Here is a 19,762-nt window from a genome sequence, read left to right as displayed (position 1 = left end):
GGACCGGTCAGCCCCTGGAACGCGGGTAACCGCTGTCACCGGCCCAAAACCCGCCGGATTCCGTGCCGGTCCCGACGGCAGCTCGGACGAACGCGGTCATGCGTGCGCCGGCGCGGCCCAAGCCGCGAGGGTGCCGAGGAAGACGGGGCAGCGCCAGGGCCGCCGCCCTCCAGGCGCGGGCGAGCCGAAGAGCCAACGGGTCGCGACGCGGCGGGCCCGACGGCCCGGGTACCGAACGATCGACCGAGCGGCTGCGCGTGGACGGGCGTGTCCGGCACCGGCCGACCCACGAGGTCCAGAACGTGGACCAGGCCGCCGTCCTCAATCTCGACCCGCACCGTGCGGTCCGCGTCCTCGTAGATCGGGAACCCGTGGAGGCCGTATCCCGCCTGCGCCTCCACCACGACGGTGTCCTGCTCGCCGTGGGAGCCCGCGGGGCCGGGAAACGTCAGGATCCAGCGGGACGGCTGTCGCGTCACGACGATCACCTCCCTGGTCGACCTTGGGCGGCGGCCCGTCGTCCTACCGCACGCCCTGCGAGGGCCCTGCGCCTGCAGGACGCCCGCTCTCGGCCCCGGCCGGGAGCGACGGCGGGTCCGGGGACACCGGGGCTCACGGCGGTGCCGGGCCACAGGCTCATGGCGCACCTGCTCGGGGATTCACCGGCCGATCCGAGAGCGGCCCGCCCGCCCTGCTCAGTCGCCCGGACGAGTCGGAGACCGATGCCGGAACCGGCGGGCCCGGACGACTTCGCCCAGGCACGGCACAACGGCGCCGCCGGCAGCCGGAGCACAGCAACCGGCCCCGGTCGGCGGGCGCAGCGTCAGCGTGCGCCGTCGGCCTGGAACTGGAACAGACCCGCGGTAGCGGTGAGCCTCAGCAGGCGCGCCACCTGGCGGGAGGGCCGCGCCACCCGCACCGGGACGCCTTCCCGGCCGGCGCGGTCACGGGCTTTCAGTAGGGCGTTGAGGCCCGAGGAGTCGCAGAAGTCCACCATCGCCATGTCCACCGTGATCGCCGCCCCGCGGGGACACAGATCCACCGCATCCTCCAGGGCCTCGGCCAGGGTGGGGACGCTGTGCCGATCGATCTCCCCTTCCAGGAACAGCACCGGCCCCTGCACCCGGGAACCCCTCGTCACCGACAGACCAGACATGACCCGACCCACTCCCCTCGACGACCCGAGGCCCGGCGGCAGCGCCGCCCCGGGGTGAACCCCGGCTCGCCTACCCCCACACCCGCGCACCGAACCCGGCCCGCGGCACGTGGGCCGCACCGAGCGCAACGCGCCGCCATCCGCCCGCCCCACCTTGCGGTCGACCTGAGCGGGGGAACTCTCGCCTCCGGCGGACTGAACGCCCTGCTGCGGGCCCGGACCGCGGCAGCCGACCGGGCGCGGCACGTCGAGGAACCGCCCGCCTTCGACGCGTAGACGGCTTCGGTCGGGGCAGACGCTCGAACGGAGACCCTTCGGCCATCGACCAGGAACCGTCATGTGCTCCTCCCCTCACCCCGTGGCTTCGGACCGGCGTCGACTGGACTTCCTGCCCGGCGGCGAACCGGAGTGCGTGAGCGAGGGCCTCGCCTTCACCAGGGCCGCCCTCGCCGACTGGCACCTGCCGACCGCAGCCGGCCAGGTGGCCGCCGACACCGTTCTCGTGGCGGCCGAGCTGCTCGCCAATGCCGCCGAGCACGCCGGCCGGCCCCTCTTCCTCCGGCTCCACCGCGCTCCCGGGCGGCTTCGCATCGCCGTCACCGACCCCGACCCCACCCCGCCGAGCATGGTGAAGCCGCACCGGCCCGAGACGCCGCACGGACACGGCCTGGTCGTTGTCGACCGGATCGCCGCCGATTGGGGCTGCGCCCCCGACGGGCACGGCGGCAAGACCGTCTGGGCCGACCTCCCCCTGCCTTCCCCGGATACCGACCCCGCGGCCGAACCGGACCCCCGACCCGCGCGCTGGACGGCGCTGGCCGACCCCGACCCGTTGTTGGACAACTGACTCACCTGACGGGCCCATGGAGCGGTTTCGTCCGCCGGCTGCGATTCGCCGAGCGCTCCGGGACGTTCGGTGCGGGCCGGTTCGCGGGAAGCAGACGGCCCCGCCGCGACCCGAGTCGGGGCGGGGGCGGCTGGCTCACCATCACGAGGCGGCTCGTGTGCTGGGGGGTGCTCGCTCGCATGGACGTCGGGAGGCGGCTGGTGGAGAGCTGGGCGGTCTGGGCCCACGGCCTGTGCGTGGTCGAAGCCGCCCGTGATCTGCGTGAAGCCGGTGGTGATCGCCGTGGTCACCCGCGGGTGGGAGATGACCGTGCCGTCCAGTACGACCGCGACCTGGTTCGCGGGCTCGGTCCCGCCGCCGGCCGAATCCGGCTCGCGGCCGCAGGCCACCATCTGCCCGGCGGGCTCCGGCGCGACGGGACGAGCAGCAGCAGCCGTGCAGTTCACGGCGGAGAACTGCTGCCGAAGCGGTTCCGGCACCACGCCGACAACTGGTGCACCCGGCGCGGCGACGGCCACCACCGGCCGGAAGGAGAGCGCCCTGTGGCTGCCAGGGGCCTCTTCAGCGGCTCAAGGCGCACGGCGTACCTGCCGAGCCCTACTGCAAGGCGTTGGAAGGACGCTGACCGCGGGACGGAGTGGTGACCGATACGCCGACACGGGTGGCGTCGCAGCGATGAGTTTGCGCGTTCCCGCAGGTCCGGCCATCTCCGACCGAGCCGACCAATCACCGGGAGTAGGGCATGGGCCTCATCCACATCGAGCTGTTCGCAACCCTCGACCTCGTCGGGCAGGCGCCCGGCGGCCCCGACGAGGACCCGGTGGGGTTCCCGTTCGGCGGCTGGCAGGCACCCCTGTTGGACGATGTCGCCGGGGCGCAGGTCGGTGCCGCGTACGAGGACACGGACGCCCTCCTGCTCGGCCGGCGGACGTATGACATCTTCGCCGCCTATTGGCCGCACCAGGAGGGCGGCGAGGACGATCAGATCGCCACGCTCTTCAACAGCGTCCCGAAGTACGTGGCCTCCCGTGGCAGGCCCGACCTCTCGTGGGCCGGATCCGTGCAGCTCGGCCCGGACCTGGCCGGCGCGGTGCGCGAGGTCCGTGACCGGCACGAGCACGTGAAGGTCGTCGGGAGCCTGAACCTGGTGCAGACCCTCCTGCGCGAGAAGCTCTTCGACCGTCTCGACCTCTGGGTGCACCCGATCGTGCTCGGCGTCGGAAAGAAGGTGTTCGACGGTGGCGCGGTCCCCACGAACGTCACACTCCTCGAACCGCCGGTAGCCAGTCCGAGGGGCATCGTGTACCTGCGCTACGGGCTCGCCGACGGCACCCCTCGAACGGGGGACATGAGCGCACCCGATCGCGGTGCTGGGCGCAACGGCTGAAGTCACCCCCGCGCCAGATGGGGTCCGCGTCGTCGGCGGTGAATCCGCCAGGTCGTGCTTCCCTCGCCATCACCTCGGCGGCGGAACCGCCCGCCTCCGCGGCCTCGCGGACCCCCTGCGGCGGGAGTCGGCACTGCCTCGGGGCGGCGATCCGGCCGACACGGCACACGCCCCGGCGACGGCACCCCCGGTCCCGCGGGCAGGCGCAGGGGTGGAGCGGGGCCGCAAGATGGAACCGACGGGCGGCCCCGACGGTTGACACCGGGCCGCCGGAGGGACCTGCGAGAGGAGGAGCGATGGCTTCGAAGGAGTCTCCGGCCGAGAGGCTCTCGGCGGAGGCCGACGCGCGCACCGAGCTGTTGAAGGCGATCAGTGCGGAGACCCGGGCCCTGGGCCGCTACAGCGGGCAGCACCACCGCGCCCTGGTGGAGCTGGCCCACGCGTACGCGCTCGTGACCGGCGGCGTGGGATCCTCTGCCACCTCCAGCCCGGAGCAGCGGCTCTAGCCGGAGGCGGCGCGATGGCGTTCGACCCGCTGCAGGGCCCCGGCGATCCGGGAGACGAGCAGCAGCTGCTGAGCTCGGCGTTCACGGGGCTCGCGGCCGGGCTGCTCCTGATCGATGCCGGTGGACGGATCCTGGCCGCCAACCCGCGGGCCGAGGCCCTGCTGGGCCGCCCGGCGGCGGCCATGGTGGGTGCCGACGCCCACGACCTGCTGCACCGGGGCCCCACCGGTGCCCGGGTTCCGCGTTCGCAGTGTCTGCTGCTGGCGGTCTCCGAGCAGGCGAGGCCCGCGTGGGGTGAGACCGACTCCTTCCTGACCGGCGACGGCAGGGCACTGCCGGTGCGCTGGTCGGCGGCGCCCGTCATGCACGGGGGCCGGACGGTGGGCCTCGCCATACTGTTCGCCGACGTCGCGGGTAGCAGTGCACCCGACGGACGGGAGGCCGCCCGGATCGACCTGCTGGAGGACCTGACCGAGCGGCTGACCCTGGTGAGCGCCATCACCGAGGTGCTCTCCGAGACGCTGGACGTCGAGGAGGCGGTGGACCTGCTCGGCCCGCTCCTCGTCCCCCGGCTCGCCGACTGGGTGGCCGTGGACCTGCGGACCGCCGAGGGCGAGGTGCGCCGGGTGGCCGTCCTCGGCCCGGAGGGGCGGTCCTCCGCCCTGGAGGCGTGGCGGGGCCCCTTGCCGTCCCCGACGGCGCTCTCGCGCTCGGCACTGGTGCGGGTGCTGCACGGTGCGGAGCCCGTGGTGCTCGGCACGCGCGAGATGGCCGAACCGCCGGACGCCCCGCTCGCCGCCGTCCAGGTGGGGTTCCTCCGCGCGCTGGGCGCGACATCGGCCGCGGTCGTCCCGCTGACCAGCGCCCGCGAGATCACCGGAGCCGTCACCGCGGTGCGCACCGGACCGGGCCATCCCTTCAACGAGCAGGAGCTGGCCCTGCTCGCCGACATCGGCCACCGGGCCGGCGTGGCGATCGACAACGCCCGGCTGTTCGGCGAGCAGCGCGACATCGCCACCGCCATGCAGCACCATCTGCTCACCGAGCTGCCGCACAGCCCGGACCTCCAGCTGGCCGCCAGGTACCAGCCCGCGCCGGCCGGCTCGCGGGTCGGCGGCGACTGGTACGACGCCTTTCCGCTCAGGGACGGCGCGACCGCGCTGGTGATCGGCGACGTGATCGGGCACGATCTTCAGGCCGCCGCCCGCATGGCCCAGCTCCGCAACATCCTGCGCGCACTGGCCTGGGACCGCCACGAGGCACCGGCGGCGGTCGTCGCACGGCTCGACGACGCCATGACGAGTCTGACAGACGTGCCCATGGCCACCATGATCCTCGCCTGTGTCGAGGCGCCCGCGGACGGGTCGTGGCGGTTGCGGTGGACGAGCGCCGGGCACCCCCCGCCGCTCCTGCTTCCCGCTGCCGGGACGCAGTCCCGCGGCGGGGCACGCTACCTGGAGGCCGGCCAGGGGCTGGTGCTCGGAGCGGGCGGCGATCCCGACCGTCCGAACGGCGTGGAGGACCTGCCGGCCGGTTCGACGCTGCTGCTGTTCACGGACGGTCTCGTGGAAGCCCCGGGCACCGACCTCGGGGCCGGCCTGGAGAGGCTGCGCAGCCATGCCATGGGCGTGGTGGGGCTCCCTCTGGAGGAGTTCTGCGACGGGATCCTGCGGGCCGTGCCGCCCGGCAGCACCGACGACACCGCTCTTCTCGCGCTGCGGGTGCCGCCGGAGCGACTCCGGCCGCCGCCAAACCGGACAGGCTCCGCCGGGTCCGGGCTCGCCGACCGACCGGGCCCGCAGGGATGACGGACTCTGACCCTGGACACCGGCGGTGTCCCGCGGGGACTCACGCCGCGCCGTCCTCCTCCTCGTACTCCTCGGCCGGCTCGTAGGCGTCCTCGTACTCGTCGTCGCCGTACTCGTCGTCGCCGTACTCGTCGTCGCCGTACTCGTCGTCGCCGTACTCGTCGTCCGGCTCTTCGCCGTCCTCGGCCTCGTCCTCCTGGTTCCGGGCGGCCTCCTCCTCTTCCATGGCCTCGTCATGGGTCTTGACGACCTCGCCGTCTCGAAGAAGCCAGCGGGGTAGTACTCGACCACGAGGACGACGCGGGTCAGGTCCGGAGTGAGTTCGTGGAATCTGACGGCACCGCGGGTGCTGCCCTTGGCACCCTCCGAGGTCCACACGATGCGCTCGTCCGGCACCTGCTCCTGCACGGTCGCCTTGAAACTGCGCTTCGAGGGGCCGACCTTGACCTTCCAGTCGGTGGTGACCTCGTCGCCCTGCGAGACGCTCTGCACTCCCTTGGCAAACCACTGAAGTCCTCGTACTTGGTCCAGTGGTCGTAGACGGTCCGTACGGGCAGGCCGATGTCCAGGGTCTCGATCATGTTCATCGGCTTCTTGCCGGACTTCCGCCCGGGCTTACCGCCGCCGAAGGCTCCCTTGACCTTGTCGACGACGTTGTCCTTGATACTCTTCGCCTTCTCACCGAGAAAGGCCTTGATCGGCGAGTCGCCCTGCAGGACACGGGCACCCACCTTCGGCAGCACTCCCCCGTTCTCGGCAACGTCCCCGAGTTGACCCGTAAGGTCGGAGACCTTGTCGCCGGCCTTCTCGACCAGGTGCTCCATCTGGGCCCCGAAATAGTGGACGGCCTCCTCGCGTAGCCGGTCCATGCCCGAGGCCTCGTTGGTCTTCTGCGCGGTGTCGGTGTCGGCCATGACCTACCTCCGCCCGGTCGAGCGCGCGGACGGCTCCGCAGCGGTCTTCTTCGCGGCTGTGGTCTTCTTGGCCGCCGTCTTCTTCGCCGGGGCGGCCGCCTTTGTGCCGGGCGGCTTGGCGGCCGCGGTCTTGGACGAGCTCGAGCGGGCCGGTGTCCGCTTGGCCGTCGGGGTGCTCTTCGCCGGAGCTTTCCGGGCTGCCGCCTTCCTCGCCGGGGCGGCGGTGTCCTTGGCCGGCTTCCGCGCGGCCGGCGACTTCGCGGGGGACTTCGCGGCGGTGCGCGAGGCGCGGGGACGCTCGGCGGAGGCGGGAGCGGTGCGGCGACGCCGCGGGCGGCGGCGGCTCCTCCTCGTCCTCCGCTTCTCCCTCTTCCTCCTCTGCTTCCTCTTCGCCCTCTTCCTCCTCCGGCTCCTCGGCCTCCTCCTCGGGCGGTTCCCCGCCCTCGGCGAACGGCTCCTCCTCTTCCTGGTCCTCGTCGTCCTGGGGCTTCGGCTTGCCGACGTTCAGCGTGCGCTCGCGCAGAGAGTCCGCGAGTTCGCCGATGCGCCTGTTGGCTGCGGCCGCCACCGCGTGCTTGCCGGCTTCGAGCAGTTCACCACGGACCTGCTCGTTCAGTTCGGCGACCTGTGGCACCTCTGCCAGCTTTCTCAGCCCCTCCGTGACAAGCTGGCGCGGTTCGAGCCCGAACCGCCGACCTGCGAGATAGGTGGCGGCGGCGAACGCCAGACGCCCCTTCTTGACACGCCCCACCACGTAACCGCCGGCGACGGCGGCAGCAAGGGCGATCTTGGTGGTGTCCTGCATGGGTTGTCCTTTCGGGACCTGCTACTTCTCGGGCAGTCGGCCCGTTCGTGATCGGCTTTCCGCGGCGGGCCGGGCGGCCGGGCTCGGTGTCGCGAGACCGTCTCCGACGACGTGTCAGCCGGCCCCGATCCAACGGAATTTGCGCGCGGTCGGTCGGGCCCTCACGGCTTCGACCGAACCGCGGGCAGTCGACATGCTGCATGCACAACCTTCCGTGCGACCTCGGATCGGATATCGCCGAGGCGGGGAGCGGTCCCCAGGCACCGGTAGGCCCCGCCATCAAGGCCTATGGCCGAATCCGCACTTCCTGCACAAAATCGCCTCAATTAGCCGCATATCAGCATGATTCGGTCTTATCGGGGCAGGCGCGCTCGCACCGTACGCACGAGATCTCCGAACACCGGAGCAGGACCCATGGCCCCAGGCCCAGGCATCAAAGGCGAGGCACGCCCGCGGCGGCGAGCCGCACCGGCGACGCCCACCGAACGTGCCGACGCCGCCGGTACCCGGCGGTCGGAGGGCGGGACCGCTCGCCGTCCGCGGCGCCGCATCCCGGCATCGCAGGCGATGCGCTACGCCGCCCGGCAGCTCGCGGAACTCCTTGGCCGGACCCCGGAGTCCGTCTCGGCGCTCAAGCCCGCCGACGACGGCTGGCAGGCCGACGTCGAGGTCGTGGAGCTCGAACGCATCCCGGAGACGACCAGTGTGATGGCCAGCTACCGGGTGTCACTCGACGAGGACGGCGAGTTGGTCGCGTACGAGCGGATCCGCCGCTACACCCGCGGACAGATCGACCGGGGGACCTGAGAGCCCGCCGCACTCCGCGGCGCACCTCGACGCAACCGTCTCCCCCCGGCCGGAGGAGGCGGCGAAGGGAGGCACCATGACTGTGGCGCCGCAAAGCCAAGCCGGCGTTTCCCGTGGCGGGAGCACCGGCAGTCTCTACGACATCCTCGAACTGATCCTGGACCGCGGGCTGGTCATCGACGTCTTCATCCGGGTCTCCCTGGTCGGCATCGAGATCCTGAAGATCGACATCCGGATCGTCGTCGCCAGCGTCGACACCTACCTGCGCTTCGCCGAGGCCTGCAACCGCCTGGACCTCGAGGCCGGGCGCAAGGCACCCGCCCAGCTCACCGACATCGTCGGCGAGGTGACCGAGAGCGGAGCGCACGGCAAGAGCAAGGGCGCGCTGTCCGGCGCGGTCGAGGCCGTGGCCGACACCCTCCACCTGGGACGCGACCAGGACGACGAGGAGGAGAAGGAACCCGAACCGAAACGCACCCGGCCGGCCCGCAGGCCCGCCCGCCGCCGGGAGGAGTGAGGCGGGACGTGTACGTCTGCTCCGTGGTCGCCCGGACACACCCCGCGAACCTCCACAGGCTCACCGGCGTCGGCGAGACCGCCCCCGGGCTGCGACCCAAGCGCCGCGACCTCGTCGCCCACCAGGCGGTCCAGGAGCGGCTGATGAGCGACACGACCGGCCTGCCCATGCGCTTCGGGCTCGCCGTTCCCGACGACGACGCCGTCCGGACAGCACTCGCCGCAGAAGTCGTCGACGCGCTGCGACCCTTCGCGCGGCAGGACGCCGCCCACCGGCGACACTTCCTCAACGTGTTCTTCCTCGTCCGCCGAAACCGCGAGCCGGGCTTCCTCCGGGCGGAGGAGGGCCTGTTCGCCGATCTCGGCGGCGAGGTCGGCGCCCGCCTCCACGGGCCACTGCCCCCGTACAGCTTCGTCCGAGGAGAGACCGCCGTGGGCCTTCTCGCCCAGATCCTCACCCTTCCGCTGGCCCCGGTCCGCGGCACCGTGTGGGTGCTGGAACGAATCGTCGAGACCGCGGAGAACGAGTACTACGACCCCGCGCCCGTCGAACGCGAGCTCGCCGGACTCGAGAGTGACCTGCTGGCCGGACGCATCGACGAGGAGACCTTCGACCGGCGCGAGGACGAGCTCCTCGACCGGCTGGACGACATCCGGGCCCACTGACGGGGGGAGGCCCACTGACCGCGACCACGGCCCGCCCGCAGCACACACCACAGGGAAAGGAGGCCGAGCGCCATGAGCGACCGCATCGCCGACCGCCTCGGCACGCTGCCCTCCCGCTCCGCCCCCGTCCAGGGATCGTCCGCGAGCCTCGCCGACATCCTGGAACGCGTGCTCGACAAGGGCATCGTCATCGCCGGCGACATCCAGATCAACCTCCTCGACATCGAACTGCTCACCATCAAACTGCGTCTGCTGATCGCCTCCGTGGACAAGGCCAAGGAGATGGGCATCGACTGGTGGGAGCACGACCCCTCGCTCTCCTCCCGCGCCGACGACCGCCCCTCGCTCGCGGAGGAGAACGAGCGCCTGCGCGCCGAGATCGAGGCACTGCGCCGGAGCCCCGAGATCCCGTCCGGCGAGGACGCCGAGCCGCGACCGGCCGCGGCCGCATCGGGCCCGCCGGCCGGACCAGGTACCCGCCCCACCCGCCGGAGCCGGCCGTGACACCGCACCTCGGCTGCACCTACGCCGTCGCACGGCGCGCCGACCCGCTCGCGGCCGCCCTGACCCGGATCGACGGGGTGGCTCGGGCCCCCGTCCACCTCGTCCACGCGACCCGCGACGCCGGGCTGCTCGCCGCCGTGAGCCCGGTGAGCGCCGACCGACACCGAGGCCGGCGTCCACGACGACGTCGCGGTCGCCGCCGCGCAGCCACCACAGGTTGCCGCGCAGCAGCGGGTCGACGTGCGGTTCGGTGATCCGGGCGACGCCTCCTCCCAGCTCGTGCACCTCGAACCAGCGATCCGCCGTCGGCACGTCCACCGGGTCCCCTCCGTACGCCACCGGACACGTCGTCACCCACCCTACGCAGCCGGCGGCGCCCTCCACCGGCCGGACTCAGCCCATGCCGAAGAAGTCGTGGACGGGCCGCACCTCGACCGCCACGACGTGGAAGTCGACGACCCGCTCGGCGATCGTGCGCGCCCGCTCCGGGCTCTCGCAGTCGATCACGTAGTAGGCGGTGAGCTGTTCGACGGCCCCGGTGAGCGGGCCCTCCGACGCGGTCGGGCCGTCCTCGCCGCGGCGGAGGGTGGTCGTGTCCACGGGGTAGGCCAGTCCGGCGCCGTTCAGGAGTTCACCCGTGTCGACCAGGTCCCGGTGGAGCGCCTTGTGCCGGCCGAAGACCTCGGCCCGCTCCTCGGCGGTCATCGCCGCGGTCGCCGCGGGATCGGCGTACATCAGCACCATGTACTTCATCCCGCCAGACTGACACCTCATCGGGTCCGGCGTACGGCAGCCTCACCGTTCGCCGGCGTCCGGAATCCGTACGAGGACCGGATTCCGCCTGCGGGGCCCGCGGTGGTTGTCACACCGGTGCGCCCGGCGGTGTCTTCATACCGAATAGGCCGACGTCCGAGGAGGACTGCCATGGCGCTCCGTGTGCCGAAGGCTGAGCTGCCCGACGGGCTCAGCGAGAACATGATCAAGCAGCTCGGTGCCGTGCCCGAGCCCGTCGAGGTGGTGTGGCACAACCCCGGGGTCGCCACCGCCAACCTGGAGTTCTCCGGCAGGCTGGCCCGGTGGGACACCGCCGACGCGAGCCTCAAGTCCTTCGCCCACATGGCCGTCGCGGCCCAGGTCGGCTGCAGCTGGTGCCTCGACGTCGGCTACTTCCAGGCGCAGAACCAGGACCTCGACCTGGCCAAGGCCAGCCAGGTGCCGCGCTGGCGGACGTCTGCGGTGTTCACCCCGCTGGAGCGGGCCTCGAGTACGCCGAGGCCATGACGAACACCCCGCCGACCGTCACCGACGACCTGTACGCGGGGCTGCTCGACCGCCTCGGCGCGGCGGCGATGGTGGAACTCACCGCCTACATCGCCTTCGTCAACATGGCGACCAGGAACAACACCGCGAACGGCGTCGTCTCGCAGGGCTTCTCCGACGCCTGCGAGGTTCCGCTCGCCGAGCGGCCCGCCCGGCCCGGCCCCGCGACGGCGGCATGACCGGGTACCCGTTCGTCGCCCACCGCAACCTGCTGTTCACCGTCGCCTACGAGATGCTCGGGTCGGCGGCCGACACGGAGGACGTGCTCCAGGAGTCCTGGCTGCGGTGGGCCGGCGTCGACCGGCGCCAGGTACACGACCCGAGGGCCTACCTCGCGGCCAGTCCCAGCCCGAGCCCGCGGGCGAATTACCGTGCCGGACGGCGATGTCGGGGCTGACGCGCCACATCTGGCCGAGGCCGCGGCCCCAGTCCATCGCGTTGTACTTCTCGGCGACGGCCGGCCCGTACCCGGCCGGGGCGGACTCGTTGAAGAGGATCTTGCGGGTCTTGTTGGCGGTGGCGGTGTTCAGGGCGTTCGCGAAGGTGGTGAACACCTGCTGGCGGTTGGCGGCGGTGGTGCCGCAGTTGTCGAGTTTGATGGAGTCGATGCCCCAGTAGGCGAGCGAGTCGGCGTCGGCCTGCTCGTGACCGAGGACGCCGCCGGGCACGCCCTGACAGGTGTTCACGCCGGAGGTGCTGTAGAGGCCGGCCTCCATGCGCTGGTTGTGGACGTAGTCTGCGTAGGCGGTGAGTTCCCAGTCGAAACCGGGCTGGCTGCTGCCGCCCCAGGTGGCGGCGCCGTGCAGGTAGCCGGCGGAGGTGCGCTGCATCCAGCAGTCGTCGACGGTGAGGTTGGTGTGGCCGGCGGCGACCAGGCCGGTGTCCTTCATGGCCTTCGCCTGGTCCTGCATGAACTGCTGGAACGAGTAGCCGCCGGACGTGCCGTCCAGGCGTGTCTGCGCCGCGCACGTGAAGCGCGCCCAGTTGTTGAACCCCATGATCGGGGTGTTCGTGTTGGCCGCGAGGGTGTCGGCGGCGGCCGGGGCGGCCGTGACCGCTGCCGGTCCGGCCGCGAGGACGGCCGCCGTACAGATCCCGAGGACGCGGTGTGCCATCTCATGCGATGCCCCTAGGCATGCAATGCGTGATTGAACTTGATTCATATCAGCGTTAATCAAGCATGTTTGAGCAAGAGTGGACAGTGCGCGCATCCGCGTCAAGACTCGTGGCACGCCGAACCGCGACAACTCCCCCCATCGGACACAGGGACCGGCGCCGGCCGGTGTGCTCAGCGCCGCGCCGGGGCGGCGACCCCGCGGGCGTCCTGGAGGTGGCGTCGTGCGCGGGAGAGGTTGCGGACGACCTGCGGGAGGAAGGCGCCGCGGAAGGCATCGGCGGTCCCCGCGGCGACGGCCGCCAGCTCCAGGTGTGCGGCTGCGGCCGGCACCACCTCGCCGAGGCGGGAGAGCGCAACCTCGCGGGCGCTCCGGCCGATCAGCTCGGCCAACTCAGCCGCGCCCGGGTCCTCCAGACCCTCATGCCCCCACACCGCGAGTTCGTCGACCAGGGCGGCCAGTTCCCGGTCGCGGCGGCGTTCCCACCACGTCCCCCCAAGAGTCTGCATCCCTCGATCATGCGCGCCTCAAGGAAAGGGGGGCCGGGGTACATCCGAAAGCCACCCCCTTCGGGCGACCGGCAGCGCCCACGGACCTCCTGTGGTACGTGGGGCGCTGCCCGATCGACCGCCCGGCCTCGACCGCCCGGCAAGACCGCCCGAAATCGAGCGCCCGGCCCGGACGGAACCCGCCCGGATCAGGACTTCGACGCGAGCTCCGCGAGCAGCCGGCGGGCGTCCGCCCTGGTGTCGCACACCGCGGCCTGCCTGCTGACCCCGGCGCGGTGGAGCCGCTGCTCCAGCTGGGGCCGCATCCCGCACAGTGCCACGGGCAGGCCGGCGTCGGTCAGCGCGGACACCTCCTCGACCAGGAGGAGGACGCCGATCGCGTCCGCCGAGGTCGTCTCGGTCAGATCCAGGACGACGCCCAAGGCTCCGCCGGCCGCTCCCGCCCGTGCGGCCGCGCCCACCTCTCGCGCCTGCAGGACGTCCAACGGGCCCGTCGATCCCACCACCACCGTTCCGCACGGCTCCTTCTCCGCACGCGGCTGCCCTAACCCCTCCACGCCCACCTCCTGATCGATCACGGTCACGGACCAGGCCAGTGAAACCCGAGCACCCGGTCCCGGCGGTGAAACACGCCGCCCCGGTTGCCCGGCCGCGACGGCTCCCGCGCGTTGCCGACGGGATCGGCACCCGTGTGGTGCAGTGTCGACCGCATGACGACGACCGCGGGCGACAGTGGTGTCCGGGCGCCGGCCCGGGGGTGGTGCGGGTTCCGGGCGGGCGGTTCCTGATGGGTTCGGAGGAGTTCTATCCGGAGGAGCGGCCGGTGCACCCGGTGCGGGTGGACGGCTTCTGGATGGACGAGCACCCGGTGACGGTGGTGGCGTTCCGCCGGTTCGTGAAGGCGACCGGGTACGTGACGGTCGCCGAGCGCGCGCTGGACCCGGCGGACTATCCGGGGGCCGATCCGACGGCACTGGTGCCCGGCGCGCTGGTGTTCCGGATGACGTCCGGGCCGGTCGACCTCGACGAGTGGCGCCGATGGTGGAGCTACCTCCCGGGCGCCTCCTGGCGCCACCCGTACGGTCCTGGGAGCAGCTGAACGGCCGCGAGCGGCATCCGGTCACCCAGGTCGCCCACGAGGACGCCCGTGCGTACGCCGACTGGGCGGGCAAGGACCTGCCGACTTCGTCGACGACGTCAAGGCGATCGCCCCCGAGCGGCCGGTCTTCCTCTACTATGCGCCGGGCTGCGCGCACGCCCCGCACCAGGCGCCGAGGGAGTGGCTCGACCGGTATCTGGGGCGGTTCGACGAGGGCTACGAGGTGATGCGGGAGCAGATCCTGGCCCGGCAGAAGCAGATGGGTCTCGTACCGGAGAACACCGAGCTGCCGCCGCTGAACCCGATCGGCACGCCGGAGACCCGGACCGGCCCGGGCGGGGAGCCGTTCCCGGCGCTGGACTTCACGCGGCCGTGGGCGGAGCTGGGCGCGGACGAGCGGCGGCTGTTCGCGCGGATGGCGGAGGCGTACGCCGGGGTGTCGCCGGGTGTGGCCACCGGTGTCCTCAGCCTGTACCACGGGGACCGGAAGGTCGGCGAACGCCGCATCAGGACCCAGCCCGGCCGCTTCACCCTGGCTGGCGAGGGCCTGGTGGTCGGCCGGGATTCCGGAGAGCCCGTCAGCGACCTCTACCCCGGCACCTCGCCCTGGGCGTTCACCGGCGGTGTCCTGCACCGCGTCGCCGTCGACGTCAGCGGCGAGCCCTACATCGATCTGGAGGCCGAGGCACAGGCCATGCTCGCCCGGGAGTGATCGCGGCCGGCCCCGCCGTCCGGGCCGAAACCCGGTCGACACCGGCGGCGCCCGCCTCCTACTGTCCCGGGCAGGACGCGCCGGAGGCGGTGCGGCGACGGAGGGACGGGGCATGGCAGTGGGATTCCGTGCGGCGGTGGCCGGGGACGCCGAGCAGGTGGCGCGGCTGCACGCCGACAGCTGGCGCAGGCACTATCGCGGGGCGTACTCCGACGCCTATCTGGACGGCGACGTGGTCGCCGACCGGCTCGCCGTCTGGTCGGCCCGGCTCGGCTCCCCCGCCGGCGCCGCGACCTTCGTCGCCGAGGACGGGGAGGGAGCGGTGGGCTTCGTCCATGTGGTGCTCGACCAGGACCCGCGGTTCGGCAGTCTGGTCGACAATCTGCACGTCGCCCACGACCGGCGGCGTGGCGGTACCGGTAGGGCGCTGATGGCGCACGCCGCCGCGGCCGTCGCCGAGCGGGCCTCCTCCGCGGCCGTCCACCTCTGGGTGCTCGAACAGAACGCGGCGGCCCAGCGGTTCTACCGGGCACTCGGCGGGGCGTGCGCGGAACGGGCCGCGGTCCCCGCTCCGGGCGGCGTCCCCGGCCGGCTGCGCGGCACGCCGACCAAGCTGCGGTTCGTCTGGCCGGACGCGAAGGCTCTCCTGGCGGGCAGCCGCGCCGAGAGCTGAGCACACGGGCCGACTACCCTTCGGCGGGACGGTTTCCCGGCGCCCGCCGCGAGGGTGCGGCCGCCCGGGCGGGCGAGGGAAGGGTGTGGCCTCGGTGCTGGACGGCCTGGATGCGGCGCTGGTCCGCGAGCTGCAGCGGGACGGCCGGGTGAGCTACCAGCGCCTGGCCGAGCTGCTCGGCGTCTCGCGGGAGGCGGTGCGGGCGCGGGTGCACCGGTTGACCGCGGCCGGCACGGTGCGGGTGGTGGGGATCGTCCGCCCGTCGGTGGTGGGGATCGCGGCGGTCGCCCACGTGTCGCTGAACGTCGAGGGCCCGGCGCGGCCGGTCGCCGAGGCGGCGGCCGCCCGTCCGGCGACCTCGTTCGTGTCCTGCACGGCGGGCGGCGGCGCGGTGGTCGCGGAGGTGAGGGTCGCCGACGACACCGCGTTGGAGCGCGAGTTCGCCGCGCTCCGCGAAGTCCCGGGTGTGCACGGCATCGAGGTGTTCCGCTGCGCGGCGCTGCTGCGGGACGCGTACTCGCCGCTGCCCGGCGGGCCCGCGGCGCCTCGCCCCGCCGGCGGGCCGCCGCCGGCCGTGGACGAGACCGACCGGGTCCTGCTCGGGCTGCTGCAGGTCGACGGGCGGGCCTCGTTCGCGGCGCTCGCCGAGCGGGTCGGGCTGTCCCAGCCGGCGACCCGGGCGCGGGTGCTGCGCCTGCTGGAGTCGGGGGCGGTGCACGTCACCGGGCTGGTCGCCTCGCAGGCGCTCGGGGTGCGGGAGGCGGTCGGGGTGGGGCTGGGCGTCCGGGGCGGTGCCCGGGAGGCGGCCGGGCTCGCGGTCGGACTGCCGGGGGTGAACTACGTGGCGGCGGGCTACGGCCGCTTCGACGTGGTCTGCGGGGTCGACGCCGCGGACCGCGCGGCACTGCTCGGCACCCTCGACGCGCTGCGCGCCCTGCCGGGGGTGGTCCGCGCGGAGTCCTGGTACCACCTCGACATCGTGAAGGAGACGTACAGCTACGATCTCCCGGCCGGGGCGGCGAATCACTCGCCCTGAGGAGCAGCTGGAAACGAATCGCAGGAATTGCAGGAAATTCACTGCGAAAAGGCATTCGAAGGCCATTGACGCGATGTTTTCGCCTGCCATTGAATGACCGGCGTCCCCCTCCCTCCTCACCACGCCGGGATGTCCGATGACCAGATCCCCCCAGCCGGCCGTCGCCGCGCTCCCCCGCTCGCTCGGCGTCTTCGGCGGCGTCCTGCTGACGCTCTCCTGCGTGACCCCGGCCTCCTCGCTGTTCATCGTGGTGCCGCCGCTGCTGCAGTCCCAGGGCAGTGGCGCCGTCACGACCCTGCTGATCGCCGCCCTGCTCTCGCTCGGCGTCGGGTTCTGCTACGCCGAGCTGGGCACGCTCGTGCCGAGCGCCGGTGGCGAGTACTCGATCGTCGGCCGGCTGCTCGGCCGGCTGGCCGGCTGGCTGGTCTTCGTGATCTCCGTGGTGTCGCTGCTGGTGATCCCGCCGATCATCGCGCTGGGCACGGCCGACTACCTGGCGTCGGTGGTCTCCCTCGACCCGGCGGTGACGGGCGCCGTGGTGATGGCGCTGGCCGTCGCCGTGGGCGTGCTCGACATCAAGTCGAACGCGCTGATCACCGGCCTCTTCCTCGGCCTGGAGGTGCTCGCCGCGGCCGTGGTCAGCGTGCTGGGCTTCACCCACGTCCACCAGCCGGTGGACAGCCTGCTGCACGCCGTCGTCCCGGACGGCCACGGCGGCACCGGCCCGTTCACCGCCGGGCTGCTGATCTCCGGGCTGGCGGTCGCGCTGTTCACCTACAACGGCTTCGGCACCGCCGTCTACCTCTCCGAGGACCTGCGCGACCCGCGCCGCACGGTGGCCCGCACGGTGCTGTGGTCGCTGCTCGCCGGCGTCCTGCTCATCACCGTGCCGGTCGCCGCGATCTGCCTGGGCGTCGATTCGCCCGACCGGCTCGCCGCCGGCGACCTGGTGGCGATCGTCGACTCCTGGGCCGGCAGCACCGTCGGCACCTTCGTCAGCCTGTGCATCGCCGCCGCGATCCTCAACGCGGTGATCGTCATGGTGCTGCAGAACGGCCGGGTGCTGTACGCCTCCGCCCGCGACCGCACCTGGCCCGACCCGGTCAACCGGGTGCTCGGCTCGCTGCACCCGCGCTGGGGCTCGCCCTGGGCCGCCACCCTGGCGATCGGACTGCCGGGCGCGGTGCTCGCCCTCGCCGTGCCGATCGACGCGCTGCTCGGCTTCACCGGCGTCGTGGTCGCCGTCATCTACCTGCTGCTGGGCTGCGCGGCGCTGACCGCCCGGCGCACCCGGCACCGGGCCACGCCCGCCTGGCGGATGCCACTGTGGCCGGTCGTCCCGCTGGTCACCATCGCCGTCCTCGGCTACGCGCTCACCCAGCAGACCGCACGGGACCTGCTGATCACCGGCGGTGTCCTGCTCGCCGGCGCCTGCTACTGGTTCGCCTACCTGCGTCCGCGCAGCGCCACCCACTGGGTGCTCAGCCTGCCCGCCGACGTGACCGCCACCGCCGACGGCGCCGAGGGCGCCGCGTCCCCGCTGAACGGAGCCCGGCTGTGACCCGCCCCGCCGCCCTCGTCCTGCACAACGCCCATGTGCACACCGTCGACGACACCCGCCCGCGCGCCGAGGCCGTCGCCGTCCGCGACGGCCGGATCGCCTGGATCGGCGACGGCGACGACTGGCGCGCCCTCGCCGGCCCCGACACCGAGGTGGTCGACGCCCGCGGACGGCTGGTGCTGCCCGGGTTCGTCGACAGCCACAACCACGTCCGGCTCGGCTCCGACGCGGACTGCGTCCAGCTCGCCGGGGCCGGCACCCTCGACGAGATCGGCGCGCGGATCGCCGACCGGCTGCGCAGCCACCCGGACGCCGAGTGGATCGAGGGCGAGGCCTTCGACTACTCGGCGATCCCCGGCGGCCGGATGCCGACCGCCGCCGACCTGGACGGGTTCACCGGGGACAGGCCGACGTTCGTGCTCAGCTACGACGTGCACACCGCCTGGCTGAACACCGCCGCCCTGCGCCGCCTCGGCATCGACCGGGACACCGTGCAGACCGCGTACGGCACGGTGCAGAAGGACCCGGCGACGGGCGAGCCCACCGGGTTCCTCACCGATTTCGCGGTGCGCGGCCTGTCCCGGGACGGCCACCGCGCGCTGCGCGCCGCCGGCCTGCCGTGGGCCGACCCGGACCGGCAGTACCGGCGGCTGGCCGGCAGCCTCGACATGGCCGCCCGGTACGGCATCACCACCGTGGTCGAGCCGCAGAACTCGCTCGACGACCTGCCGCTGTTCGAGCGTGCGCTGGCCGAGGGCAGGCTGCGCTCCCGACTGGTGGCCGGGCTGTTCCACCCGCGCGGCACGACGGCGGAGGACCTCGCCGAGTTCGCCGCGGCGGCCCGGCGGCACACCTCCGACCGGTTCCGGGTCGGCCCGCTGAAGCTGTACATCGACGACGTGGTGGAGCCGCACACCGCCGCGCTGCTCGAACCGTACGCGGGCCACCACAGCCACCGCGGTGAGACCTTCTACCCGCCGGGGGAGTTCGCGGAGGTACTGGCCGGGCTGGACGCGGCGGGCTTCCAGGCGTTCGTGCACGCCACCGGGGACCGCGGCATCCGCACCGTGCTGGACGCGGTGGCGCACGCCCGGGCGGTCAACGGCCCGCGCGACGCCCGCCACCAGGTCGTCCACGTCGAATGCCTGGACCCGGCCGACGTGCCGCGGTTCGCCGAGCTCGGCGTGGTCGCCTGCATGCAGCCCCGGCACTGCTCGCCGGACATCGCCGGCCCCGGCCGGGACTGGGCCGAGGCCGTCGGCGAGCACCGCTGGAACAAGGCCTGGCCGATGCACAGCCTGCACGAGGCCGGCGCGGTGCTCGCGCTCTCCAGCGACTGGAACGTCGCCGAGATGGACCCGCTGGTCGGGCTGTACACCGCGGTCACCCGCCGCGGCCTGGCCGGCGGCGAGCCGTGGATGCCCGACGAGACGCTCGACCTGGCGACCGCGCTGCGCGGCTACACCCTGGGCAGCGCCCACGCCGTCCATCTGGAGCACGAACTCGGCAGCCTCACCCCGGGAAAGCTCGCCGACCTGGTGATGCTCTCGGACGACCTGTTCGAGATCGAGCCGAAGGCCTTCCTGGACGCCCGCGTGGAACTCGGCGTGCTCGGCGGCGAGGTCGTCCACCGGGCCGGCTGACGGTCCGCCCGCCCCCGGCGCCCGCCCGAAGCGGGCCCGCGCCCCTGTGCGTGAGCCTGTGGCGCCGCCTCAGATCGTCGGTGAGGACTCCGTTGGGAAATCCGCAAAGCGGTGATGGCGGATGGTTCCGGCTGCCAGGATCGGGCTTGTTGTCGGTCAAGGGGGTCGGGTGTCGCTG

20 protein-coding genes and 6 pseudogenes are annotated in these 19,762 nt (G+C 73.1%); 19 read left to right on the top strand and 7 right to left on the bottom strand.

The window, feature by feature from the left end:
• Nucleotides 1–35: 35 nt before the first annotated feature.
• Together AB0P35_RS28630 and AB0P35_RS28625 are read right to left on the bottom strand one after the other, a co-directional pair.
• Nucleotides 36–479 carry a DUF6296 family protein gene (locus AB0P35_RS28630; protein ID WP_363516393.1) on the bottom strand — a complete coding sequence of 148 codons (444 nt, stop codon included), beginning with the start codon at nucleotides 477–479 and terminating at the stop codon, nucleotides 36–38.
• A gap of 344 nt (nucleotides 480–823) precedes the next feature.
• Nucleotides 824–1,111 carry an STAS domain-containing protein gene (locus AB0P35_RS28625; RefSeq protein WP_179419800.1) on the bottom strand — a complete coding sequence of 96 codons (288 nt, stop codon included), beginning with the start codon at nucleotides 1,109–1,111 and terminating at the stop codon, nucleotides 824–826.
• Between the two features lie 403 nt (nucleotides 1,112–1,514).
• Here AB0P35_RS28625 and AB0P35_RS28620 point away from each other — a divergent pair, with 403 nt between their 5' ends.
• The 4 genes from AB0P35_RS28620 (at nucleotide 1,515) to AB0P35_RS28605 (ending at nucleotide 5,704) form a co-directional block, all read left to right on the top strand.
• Nucleotides 1,515–2,003 carry an ATP-binding protein gene (locus tag AB0P35_RS28620; protein ID WP_363516264.1) on the top strand — a complete coding sequence of 163 codons (489 nt, stop codon included), beginning with the start codon at nucleotides 1,515–1,517 and terminating at the stop codon, nucleotides 2,001–2,003.
• A 742-nt stretch (nucleotides 2,004–2,745) separates the two neighbouring features.
• Nucleotides 2,746–3,390 (top strand): dihydrofolate reductase family protein, encoded by a 645-nt coding sequence (locus tag AB0P35_RS28615; RefSeq protein WP_363516262.1) that lies wholly within the window; start codon nucleotides 2,746–2,748, stop codon nucleotides 3,388–3,390.
• Nucleotides 3,391–3,686: 296 nt separating this feature from the next.
• A complete protein-coding gene (locus AB0P35_RS28610) occupies nucleotides 3,687–3,896 on the top strand; it encodes a hypothetical protein (protein ID WP_363516260.1) in 210 nt (69 codons plus the stop codon).
• 14 nt (nucleotides 3,897–3,910) lie between these two features.
• Entirely contained in the window at nucleotides 3,911–5,704 is a 1,794-nt protein-coding gene (locus tag AB0P35_RS28605; protein WP_363516257.1) for a SpoIIE family protein phosphatase, read from the top strand.
• A gap of 40 nt (nucleotides 5,705–5,744) precedes the next feature.
• Here AB0P35_RS28605 and AB0P35_RS28600 read toward each other — a convergent pair.
• Nucleotides 5,745–6,618, bottom strand: a pseudogene (locus AB0P35_RS28600) (SRPBCC family protein).
• Between AB0P35_RS28600 and AB0P35_RS28595 the strand changes: the two are divergent.
• From AB0P35_RS28595 to AB0P35_RS28570, 6 genes and pseudogenes are all read left to right on the top strand, one after another.
• A complete protein-coding gene (locus AB0P35_RS28595; RefSeq protein WP_363516254.1) occupies nucleotides 6,617–7,474 on the top strand; it encodes a hypothetical protein in 858 nt (285 codons plus the stop codon). The pseudogene AB0P35_RS28600 and the gene AB0P35_RS28595 sit on opposite strands and share 2 nt — an antisense overlap.
• 483 nt (nucleotides 7,475–7,957) lie before the next feature.
• Nucleotides 7,958–8,230, top strand: a pseudogene (locus AB0P35_RS28590) (gas vesicle protein); the annotation flags it as partial.
• A 76-nt stretch (nucleotides 8,231–8,306) separates the two neighbouring features.
• Entirely contained in the window at nucleotides 8,307–8,747 is a 441-nt protein-coding gene (locus tag AB0P35_RS28585) for a gas vesicle structural protein GvpA (RefSeq protein ID WP_363516251.1), read from the top strand.
• Nucleotides 8,744–9,151, top strand: a pseudogene (locus AB0P35_RS28580) (GvpL/GvpF family gas vesicle protein); the annotation flags it as partial. The gene AB0P35_RS28585 and the pseudogene AB0P35_RS28580, both read left to right, overlap by 4 nt.
• 27 nt (nucleotides 9,152–9,178) lie before the next feature.
• Nucleotides 9,179–9,412, top strand: coding sequence for a gas vesicle protein GvpG (locus tag AB0P35_RS28575; protein WP_363516390.1), 234 nt, complete (start codon nucleotides 9,179–9,181; stop codon nucleotides 9,410–9,412).
• A gap of 72 nt (nucleotides 9,413–9,484) precedes the next feature.
• The gene (locus AB0P35_RS28570) at nucleotides 9,485–9,916 is read left to right on the top strand and encodes a gas vesicle protein (RefSeq protein WP_363516248.1); all 432 of its coding nucleotides are present in this window, start codon (nucleotides 9,485–9,487) and stop codon (nucleotides 9,914–9,916) included.
• A 393-nt stretch (nucleotides 9,917–10,309) separates the two neighbouring features.
• Here AB0P35_RS28570 and AB0P35_RS28565 read toward each other — a convergent pair whose 3' ends face one another.
• On the bottom strand, nucleotides 10,310–10,669 hold the full coding sequence (locus AB0P35_RS28565; protein WP_179419803.1) for a YciI family protein: 360 nt from the start codon (nucleotides 10,667–10,669) through the stop codon (nucleotides 10,310–10,312).
• A 171-nt stretch (nucleotides 10,670–10,840) separates the two neighbouring features.
• Here AB0P35_RS28565 and AB0P35_RS28560 point away from each other — a divergent pair.
• Together AB0P35_RS28560 and AB0P35_RS28555 are read left to right on the top strand one after the other, a co-directional pair.
• Nucleotides 10,841–11,415, top strand: a pseudogene (locus tag AB0P35_RS28560) (carboxymuconolactone decarboxylase family protein).
• A pseudogene (locus tag AB0P35_RS28555) lies at nucleotides 11,358–11,570 on the top strand (sigma factor); the annotation flags it as partial. The pseudogenes AB0P35_RS28560 and AB0P35_RS28555, both read left to right, overlap by 58 nt.
• Before the next feature lie 61 nt (nucleotides 11,571–11,631).
• Here the strand turns inward: AB0P35_RS28555 and AB0P35_RS28550 are convergent.
• The 3 genes and pseudogenes from AB0P35_RS28550 to AB0P35_RS28540 all read right to left on the bottom strand — a co-directional run.
• A pseudogene (locus tag AB0P35_RS28550) lies at nucleotides 11,632–12,234 on the bottom strand (hypothetical protein); the annotation flags it as partial.
• Between the two features lie 290 nt (nucleotides 12,235–12,524).
• The gene (locus AB0P35_RS28545) at nucleotides 12,525–12,860 is read right to left on the bottom strand and encodes a hypothetical protein (RefSeq protein WP_363516245.1); all 336 of its coding nucleotides are present in this window, start codon (nucleotides 12,858–12,860) and stop codon (nucleotides 12,525–12,527) included.
• Between the two features lie 188 nt (nucleotides 12,861–13,048).
• Nucleotides 13,049–13,444 carry an STAS domain-containing protein gene (locus AB0P35_RS28540; protein WP_179419804.1) on the bottom strand — a complete coding sequence of 132 codons (396 nt, stop codon included), beginning with the start codon at nucleotides 13,442–13,444 and terminating at the stop codon, nucleotides 13,049–13,051.
• A gap of 203 nt (nucleotides 13,445–13,647) precedes the next feature.
• Here AB0P35_RS28540 and AB0P35_RS28535 point away from each other — a divergent pair, with 203 nt between their 5' ends.
• From AB0P35_RS28535 to AB0P35_RS28505, 7 genes are all read left to right on the top strand, one after another.
• A complete protein-coding gene (locus AB0P35_RS28535) occupies nucleotides 13,648–13,959 on the top strand; it encodes an SUMF1/EgtB/PvdO family nonheme iron enzyme (protein ID WP_363516242.1) in 312 nt (103 codons plus the stop codon).
• On the top strand, nucleotides 13,899–14,186 hold the full coding sequence (locus AB0P35_RS28530; RefSeq protein ID WP_363516239.1) for an SUMF1/EgtB/PvdO family nonheme iron enzyme: 288 nt from the start codon (nucleotides 13,899–13,901) through the stop codon (nucleotides 14,184–14,186). The genes AB0P35_RS28535 and AB0P35_RS28530 overlap by 61 nt, the downstream gene beginning before the upstream one ends.
• On the top strand, nucleotides 14,186–14,671 hold the full coding sequence (locus AB0P35_RS28525) for a hypothetical protein (protein ID WP_363516236.1): 486 nt from the start codon (nucleotides 14,186–14,188) through the stop codon (nucleotides 14,669–14,671). The genes AB0P35_RS28530 and AB0P35_RS28525 overlap by 1 nt, the downstream gene beginning before the upstream one ends.
• A gap of 112 nt (nucleotides 14,672–14,783) precedes the next feature.
• Entirely contained in the window at nucleotides 14,784–15,344 is a 561-nt protein-coding gene (locus tag AB0P35_RS28520; protein ID WP_363516233.1) for a GNAT family N-acetyltransferase, read from the top strand.
• Between the two features lie 85 nt (nucleotides 15,345–15,429).
• A complete protein-coding gene (locus tag AB0P35_RS28515) occupies nucleotides 15,430–16,380 on the top strand; it encodes an Lrp/AsnC family transcriptional regulator (protein WP_363516230.1) in 951 nt (316 codons plus the stop codon).
• A gap of 136 nt (nucleotides 16,381–16,516) precedes the next feature.
• A complete protein-coding gene (locus tag AB0P35_RS28510; protein WP_363516227.1) occupies nucleotides 16,517–17,941 on the top strand; it encodes an APC family permease in 1,425 nt (474 codons plus the stop codon).
• The gene (locus AB0P35_RS28505; protein WP_363516224.1) at nucleotides 17,938–19,584 is read left to right on the top strand and encodes an amidohydrolase; all 1,647 of its coding nucleotides are present in this window, start codon (nucleotides 17,938–17,940) and stop codon (nucleotides 19,582–19,584) included. The genes AB0P35_RS28510 and AB0P35_RS28505 overlap by 4 nt, the downstream gene beginning before the upstream one ends.
• The last annotated feature ends 178 nt before the right edge of the window (nucleotides 19,585–19,762 follow it).

Source organism: Kitasatospora sp. NPDC085879, assembly GCF_040686255.1.
GTDB lineage: Bacteria > Actinomycetota > Actinomycetes > Streptomycetales > Streptomycetaceae > Kitasatospora.
This window is presented reverse-complemented; position numbering and strand designations above follow the sequence as displayed.